8 protein-coding genes and 1 pseudogene are annotated in these 7,530 nt (G+C 39.2%); 7 read left to right on the forward strand and 2 right to left on the reverse strand.

Annotated features, from left to right (window positions below; translation table 11 throughout):
- Positions 1-16: 16 nt before the first annotated feature.
- From VP97_RS13070 to VP97_RS13105, 7 genes and pseudogenes are all read left to right on the forward strand, one after another.
- Positions 17-577, forward strand: coding sequence for a sulfurtransferase TusA family protein (locus VP97_RS13070; RefSeq protein WP_050182298.1), 561 nt, complete (start codon positions 17-19; stop codon positions 575-577).
- Positions 578-590: 13 nt separating this feature from the next.
- Positions 591-983 (forward strand): annotated as a pseudogene (locus tag VP97_RS13075) (DsrE/DsrF/DrsH-like family protein).
- A gap of 56 nt (positions 984-1,039) precedes the next feature.
- Positions 1,040-2,167 carry an MBL fold metallo-hydrolase gene (locus VP97_RS13080; protein ID WP_050182299.1) on the forward strand — a complete coding sequence of 376 codons (1,128 nt, stop codon included), beginning with the start codon at positions 1,040-1,042 and terminating at the stop codon, positions 2,165-2,167.
- Between the two features lie 41 nt (positions 2,168-2,208).
- Positions 2,209-2,436, forward strand: a complete 228-nt coding sequence (locus VP97_RS13085; RefSeq protein WP_050182300.1) for a sulfurtransferase TusA family protein — start codon at positions 2,209-2,211, stop codon at positions 2,434-2,436.
- Positions 2,437-2,496: 60 nt separating this feature from the next.
- Positions 2,497-3,279, forward strand: a complete 783-nt coding sequence (locus VP97_RS13090; protein ID WP_050182301.1) for a sulfite exporter TauE/SafE family protein — start codon at positions 2,497-2,499, stop codon at positions 3,277-3,279.
- 420 nt (positions 3,280-3,699) lie between these two features.
- Positions 3,700-4,296 (forward strand): class I SAM-dependent methyltransferase, encoded by a 597-nt coding sequence (locus VP97_RS13100; protein ID WP_342667322.1) that lies wholly within the window; start codon positions 3,700-3,702, stop codon positions 4,294-4,296.
- Positions 4,297-5,346: 1,050 nt separating this feature from the next.
- Positions 5,347-5,757 carry an Lrp/AsnC family transcriptional regulator gene (locus tag VP97_RS13105; RefSeq protein ID WP_050182304.1) on the forward strand — a complete coding sequence of 137 codons (411 nt, stop codon included), beginning with the start codon at positions 5,347-5,349 and terminating at the stop codon, positions 5,755-5,757.
- 734 nt (positions 5,758-6,491) lie between these two features.
- Here the strand turns inward: VP97_RS13105 and VP97_RS13110 are convergent.
- Complete coding sequence (locus VP97_RS13110; protein WP_050182305.1) at positions 6,492-6,926, reverse strand: OsmC family protein; 435 nt, start codon at positions 6,924-6,926, stop codon at positions 6,492-6,494.
- Between the two features lie 282 nt (positions 6,927-7,208).
- Positions 7,209-7,352, reverse strand: a complete 144-nt coding sequence (locus tag VP97_RS24915) for an ester cyclase (RefSeq protein ID WP_156153497.1) — start codon at positions 7,350-7,352, stop codon at positions 7,209-7,211.
- Positions 7,353-7,530 lie beyond the last annotated feature (178 nt).

A 7,530-nucleotide genomic window follows, 5' to 3' on the forward strand; every position in this document is an offset into this window, starting at 1 on the left:
ATAAGGAGGAAAAAGAATGATTATACCAAACCATGTATTAGACGCAAAAGGACTTGCTTGTCCAATGCCGATTGTAAAAACGAAAAAACTGATGAAGGATGTAGAACCGGGCCAGGTATTAGAAATACAGGCAACGGATAAAGGTTCAACGGCTGATCTGCAGGCGTGGGCAAAAAGCACAGGGCATGAATACTTGGGAACCGAAACAGAAGGAGATATTCTTCGGCACTTCCTTCGTAAGGGCGGCGCAGATGTGGCATCAGAAACTATTGTCATTCCTGAAATTTCATTAGAGGACTTTAAAGAAAAAGTTGAAAATGGCGAACATATTACGATTTTAGATGTGCGTGAAGCAGATGAATACCAAGAAGGACATATTGAAAATGCGATTCATATTCCACTTGGTGAAGTGGAACAGCGTTCAAATGAGCTGGAAAAAGATGAAATCATTTATGTCATCTGCCACTCAGGACGGAGAAGTGAACTGGCTGCTCAAACAATGAGCAAACAAGGCTTTAAAAAGTTAATCAACGTAGTACCTGGCATGTGTGAATGGAAAGGAAAAATGGTTAAATAAGGGAGGAGAAAACATGACTAGAAAAACAGCGATTATTGCCGCAAATGGTGGATTATTTGATGCTTATAAGGTGTACAACATTGCAACAGCTGCTGCAAGTGATCAGTAAGCAGCAATTTTCTTTACCTTTGAGGGGCTTAACCTCATTCACAAAGAAGCATACCAGCAGCTTCCGATGCCGGAAGGAAAAGAACATTTTGCCGAAGGCTTTAAAAAGTCAAATGCGCCTTCTATCCCGGAATTGGTAGAGATAGGGAAGGAAATGGGCGTTACCTTTATCGGATGCCAGATGACGATGGATGTTATGGGGCTTGAGAAGAACGCTTTTATTGACGGAATTGAAGTGGGCGGAGCGGTTACCTTTTTAGAATTTGCAAAAGATGCGAATGTAACGTTAACGTTCTAAAAATAAAAAAGTTAAAAATTTTTAAATCAAAATATACCCTGGGAGGTAAGTGTGGAATGTCAGTACATGTAATGACAGCAAAAGAAGTAGCAAGAAAAGTGATTCAAAAAGAGTCTTTCTTTATTTTAGATGTCCGGAACGAAGATGCCTTTCAGGATTGGAAAGTGGAAGGGGACAATATTCAGCACTTAAATGTCCCTTACTTTGATCTTTTGGATGGAGTAGAAGAAATCCTGCCGCAGCTCCCACAAGATAAAGAAATCGTGGTGGTCTGTGCCAAGGAAGGCTCATCCATTATGGTAGCCGATATGCTTTCTGAAGCAGGATTAACGGTTTCTTATCTTCAAGGCGGCATGAAAGCTTGGAGCGAATACTTAGAACCAGTGAAAGCAGGCGATTTAAAAGATGGCGGCGAACTGTACCAGTTTGTCCGTATCGGAAAAGGCTGCCTCTCTTACATGGTAGTGTCAAACGGAGAAGCAGCAATAATTGATGCGACTCGGATGACCGATGTGTACCTGGATTTTGCGAGAGAAAAGGGGCTCAAGATTACACACGTGTTTGATACACATCTTCACGCCGACCATATTTCAGGCGGCCGGGCAATCGCCGAAACCACAGGAGCTGTATACTGGCTTCCCCCAAAAGATGCCGAAGAAGTTACATTCAGCTATGAGCCGTTAGAAGAAGGAAAAGGTGTGACGATCGGACGCACAACCCTTGCGATTCAGCCGTTATATTCTCCAGGCCATACCGTTGGTTCCACATCTTTTATTGTAGATGATGCTTACCTGCTGTCAGGAGATATTCTCTTCATCGACTCGATTGGTCGTCCTGATTTAGCCGGACTGGCACAGGATTGGATAGGGGATCTACGTGAGACACTTTATAAACGCTTTAAAGAACTATCCAATGACCTGATCGTACTGCCTGCCCACTTTATGATTATTGAAGAGTTGAATGAGGATGGCAGTGTATCCGAGAAACTTGGCACCCTATTTGAGAAAAATCACGGCTTGAATATTGAAGACGAAGTAGAGTTTAGAGAGCTGGTAACCGGCAACCTGCCGCCGCAGCCAAATGCTTACCAGGAGATCCGCCAGACAAACATGGGGAAAATCGCGCCGGATGAGGAACAGCAGCGTGAAATGGAAATCGGGCCAAACCGCTGTGCGGTTCGATAAAACACAAATCAACTATTAAAAACAGAAATGGAGAGATTGACATGAAAGCAAATAAAGTATTAGACGCCAAGGGTCTTGCCTGCCCAATGCCGATTGTGAAAACGAAAAAAGCCATGAATGAACTGGAATCTGGACAAGTGCTGGAAATCCACGCGACCGATAAAGGCGCAAAAGCGGACCTTGCGGCCTGGACAAAATCAGGCGGCCACGAACTGCTGGATCAGGCCGAAGAGGGCAATGTATTAAAATTCTGGATTAAAAAAGGTTGATAAGAAAAAGAAAAGGTATCGGTTTGATACCTTTTCTTCTTTTGAAAGGAGAAGAAAAAAATGGATTTTACATTTATCATAGCCATTTTTTTAATCGGTTTTATCGGTTCCTTTATCTCTGGAATGGTCGGGATCGGAGGGTCGATTATTAAATATCCGATGCTGTTATATATCCCTCCCTTGGTCGGACTTACGGCATTTAGTGCTCATGAAGTATCTGGAATCAGCGCTATTCAAGTCTTTTTTGCCACGATCGCCGGTGTGTGGGCATACCGGAAAGGCGGATATTTAAATAAAACGCTGATTCTATATATGGGAACAAGCATTTTGATCGGAAGCTTTATCGGCGGCTATGGCTCTGGCTTGATGTCCGAAGGCGACATCAATGTTGTATATGGCATCCTCGCAGCCATTGCGGCCATTCTGATGTTTCTTCCAAAGAAAGGGATCGATGATATTCCGCTTAATCAGGTGTCTTTTAATAAGTGGCTGGCCGCAGGGCTCGCTTTTATCGTTGGAGTTGGCGCAGGCATTGTTGGCGCAGCCGGGGCATTTGTTCTTGTGCCGATTATGCTCGTTGTCTTAAAGATTCCAACCCGGATGACGATTGCCACTTCCCTTGCCATTACGTTTATTTCATCGATTGGTGCAACAGTTGGTAAAGTTACAACCGGGCAGGTTCTATATGAGCCGGCAGCGATCATGATTATCGCCAGTTTACTGGCTTCACCGCTGGGAGCCAAAGCTGGCCAAAAAGTGAACACAAAAGTACTACAGGCGGTATTAGTATTGTTGATATTAGGTACGTCGATTAAAATTTGGATTGATGTTTTATCATCTTAAACTGGAAAAGAGACTATTCATTGCTAATCAAAATTATAAACGTATTAAGCTGAAAAAGTGGGACATGCGTAAAGAGCAGATTCAGCCCGCAAAACAGGAAATTTCCATAATATTTCCAAGTATTATACTAGGATTGGTATTTGGACTTATAGTGGCCCTTCAAAGAATTTTTTAACCAGAAAACACAGGGGGGCAGAAATGACTCCTTTTCGCCATATCTAATTTTTATTTTCATTTTTTAAGAGAATAAAGCAATCGAAAAAAACAGGATATATAAAAGCTGTTTTCAATAGTAGAGCAGGAAAAAGTATTAGCTCAAACTGAATGCCAGGTTGAATAGAATGTACAACCATTAACCATTAAAACAATAAGTAAACCATTTAATGTCGTACATAATGGAGAAGAGGATAAAAAATGAACATGTGGAATGAACGATTTAAGGACAATGAATATGTATACGGCAAGGAAGCGAGTGAGATTGTTCGTCTAGCTGCACAAAAAATCAAAACAGCAGGTGAAGTTCTTTCCATCGCGGAGGGAGAAGGTCGTAATGCGGTATTCTTAGCTGAAAAAGGATTTCACGTAACAACGTGGGATTATGCTCTGTCAGGCATTGAAAAAACGAAAAGCTTAGCTTTAGAACGAGAAGTCACTGTAAAAGCAGAATTTTGCGATCTGGCTAAAGCGGATTGGGCTGATAATAAATGGGATGCGGTCATTCATGTATTCGGTCATTTTCCAAAGCCTACTTTTGAAAAGACCGTAGAGGGCATCAAGAAATCACTAAAACCTGGTGGGGTGTATGTGGCTGAATTGTATTCCACCGAGCAGATACATTTTCATTCTGGCGGCCCCCGAGATATTCACCTACTGCATACGCCTGTTCAATTATTAAATGCATTTGCAGAATGGTATATCCAACATTTTTATACAGGTGAAGCAGAAAGAAATGAGGGGAAGTTTCATCAAGGAACCAGTCATATTATCCAATTGATATTCCAAAAGCCTAAACAATGATAGGGAAATTAAATCAAGCACCCTGAATAGTATGTATTTTTTAAAAAGTGACAGCAAGAAAGCGGGAGGTCTCCTGCTTTCTTGCTGTCACTCAACGGGCAAACATTTGAAGATCGGTGAATTTGCGCTCGTGTATAAATAACAAGTTCTTATTTCTTCATGCTACGTCCAGTGTACCGCTTGAAAATCGTGAATTCATATTAATATAACCTAACCTTGACCTTGCGAGTGACGTGGGTAGCTCGTTTTTATTCAAAGGTTTCAGTGATAGTGCTGGTTGTGACACCTTCTGCCCAGTGCTCCTTGGCTTTATAGTTGTCCATGTTTCGTGAGATAAGAAAGATACTGCAAATTGCTTATACCAAAAATTTTCTTCATTCGTTTAATACCATCTACTTTCGTTCCTTGACCAGCGCAGCAAGACTGAATAGCTGCTTCGTCTCTTTATGGGTCTCTAGGCTCTGCTGTTCAGGAGAAGGAGAATAGTTGCCTTTTTCTTAAAGGAATCGGACGTTTAATATTACTGAATCCATCAGACAAGAGATGGCGGAATCAGCTGTACTCGTTGATAATTATTCATTTTGCTTTTCTTTTTGAACATAGCTATACTATTACATATTGTTGAATTCAAGTATGAAAGTATATCGTTTTAGCCTCTTCGTTACGTAGATTTCTCACCTGTTTTATATCAATTGTATGTGTCCTTAATTTTTCTCTCCAGGTAAGCGTAAACGCTCCAAGTTAAACGGTGCGTTGAGAAATAATAAATATACAAATAGAGAGGAATAATAATGAGGAGAACCTAAAAGGGCATTCCTAGTTGTGGCAGAATGTTCTTTGCTAAACAATTTACCATCCTAACGCACCTATAAGCATTTCTATTGTGAACGTTCTTTTTTCTGTGCAAGGCGGTAGGGGACAGAAGGTGCAGGCCGGTGATTCCAAGAATCGCAAAAGATTGTAGTCGGTTGTTGAAATGACCAATTAACAATACACGGATCAAACTATGTTTTTTGTAGCTTAACCTGATTATTAAGAGGAGTTGATCAAATGTTAGATAGCACTGATATGCTTATATTAGATGAATTATCTAGAAATAGCCGTATTACAATGAAGGAATTAGGTGAAAAAGTTCATTTAACAGGGCAGGCCGCTTCAGCTAGAGTAGTGAAATTAGAGGATAACGGCATTATTGAAGGGTATACAATTAAGGTCAATCAAGTAAAAATGGGTTATTCTGTCCACGCAATAATAGATATTTATACAAAAAGCACGCATCATCAACCTTATCTATCCTTTATTAAAACAAAAGGAAAATATGTAATGAATAACTATAAAGTCAGTGGAAATAGTTGTTATCTTCTTGAATGTAAATTTCCATCCAATGAAATATTAGATGAGTTCTTAACAGAATTGAACAATTATGTAAACTACAAATTATCGATTGTGATTAATAAATAATACTTTCTTAAGAATTGGTGCGTGAACATGTAAATTTAAATTAGAGGGACTTTCATTCAGTAGGGAACCTACTAATAATGAGATATTCCGTTAAATTAATTATATAACGGTTATAGAATACTTTTTTTATTATGAAGAATGAATTAGAAGCTAATGGGAAAAGCAATAAAAGTGGAGAAGGTGCACTGGTGATGATCATCTATGCAGCGGTATTAAAGCAAATGGATAAAACAATTGGAGAGTAGCAGTAGCTTAATTGCTAATTCAGTTTAAAATGGCTGCTGATTTTGCCGACAATTAGGAAAGGCGTCGTTATAATCCTTATTTAGTGTCTTTTGGAAAAGGTGTAATTTTTGCAATGGAAATTTTAGGTTGGAAATCTCCATTTACCTCTATTTCTATCGTTTATGCAAGTAATATAAATTATATTTTTAATGATCTTTCATTTATTTAGATTTGCATTATCTAGAGAGTAAGCTCTGAATGAAAATGAATAAGATCTAATCAGGTTATAATTCCCGAGCAATCAATATTTGCTGCCCATTAAATTTGAAGACGTTTCTTCCATTAAGGTACAAGGACTTTCCTGGGTGATCTTCAATAATATGCTCTCTTCATCGACCGGTTTGAAAAAGGCTACGTAAACATAGAAAAAGGAAAAGTGGTTCTCAAATTATAAGTTTGGGAACCACTTTTCCTTTGTACCAGACTAGCTGTTTAAATAATGAGTTAGTTTATTTAATGGAGACTTTACCTTGGATTTCGATTTTGACATCAGCTTTTTTTAATAGATTTCCTACAGTACACCCCTTATCAGCTGCTGCAAACAATCTATTTGCTGCTTCAATTTGTTTCTCTGTTACACCCTCAGATAAAACTATATAAGGATGATGGATAATCTTTAATTCATCGTCAGATAGAAACCCTTCAGAATTTACTGTCACTTCTGTTACAGGAAGTTCTCTGGATTCAGTCATCGATACAAGAACTGATGTGTAGCAAGCTGTCGCAGACGCGATTAGAAGTTCTTTTGGAGAGGATCCATTTCCACTGCCACCAAATGCTGCTGGGATAGCGACCTTTGTGTCAAGAAAGTCCGCTTTAAGAGATCCGTTTCCTTTTAACCCGTCATGCCAAACGATATTTACAGTAGTTTTCATATTAGTCATGTTAAACACTCCTTTAGTAATATTTCTTCTTGGGTTGTCTTGATTAAAATTTATCCTTAATACTATAAAGGCGATTGAAATTTAAGACTTCTTCCTGCGCTTCGATAATATCGACTCCCCAAGAAAGAAAAAGATATTAGGAATGGTATGAAAGCGGTAATCATTCTTTAATTGTCACATCCATAGCTTTTAGAATAATCAAAAGACCCTGTAAGAGGGTCTTTTGATTGCTCAACTAATGAGCCAAGGGAAGAAATTGTCATACGGTTATCTGTTAAAGCGTTAAGCATTCGTGCCAAGCTGACGGAGAATATTGTGCACATCGATATGAAATCTTTTCTCAATGATCTTGCCGTCCGTAATGCACAGAAGCATCACAAGAGAAAACCTTACGGTTTTTCCTGCTGGGGGGATATACCAAACCATTCACCTATTTGCGTACCTTCAAAAGTAAAGCAAACGGTAACCTGGTCCTCTTCAGTCGGCATCGTTTTAATCGGCGTATTAAATCATGGAAAAGGATGAAAATTTTTCTTTTCTGATTCGATCAAACCTTCTGAACTTAAAATGTGTAAGACTCGCCATCATCAGGCACTAACACATT

It is taken from the genome of Domibacillus robiginosus (assembly GCF_000966195.1).
Taxonomy (GTDB): Bacteria; Bacillota; Bacilli; order Bacillales; family Domibacillaceae; genus Domibacillus; species Domibacillus robiginosus.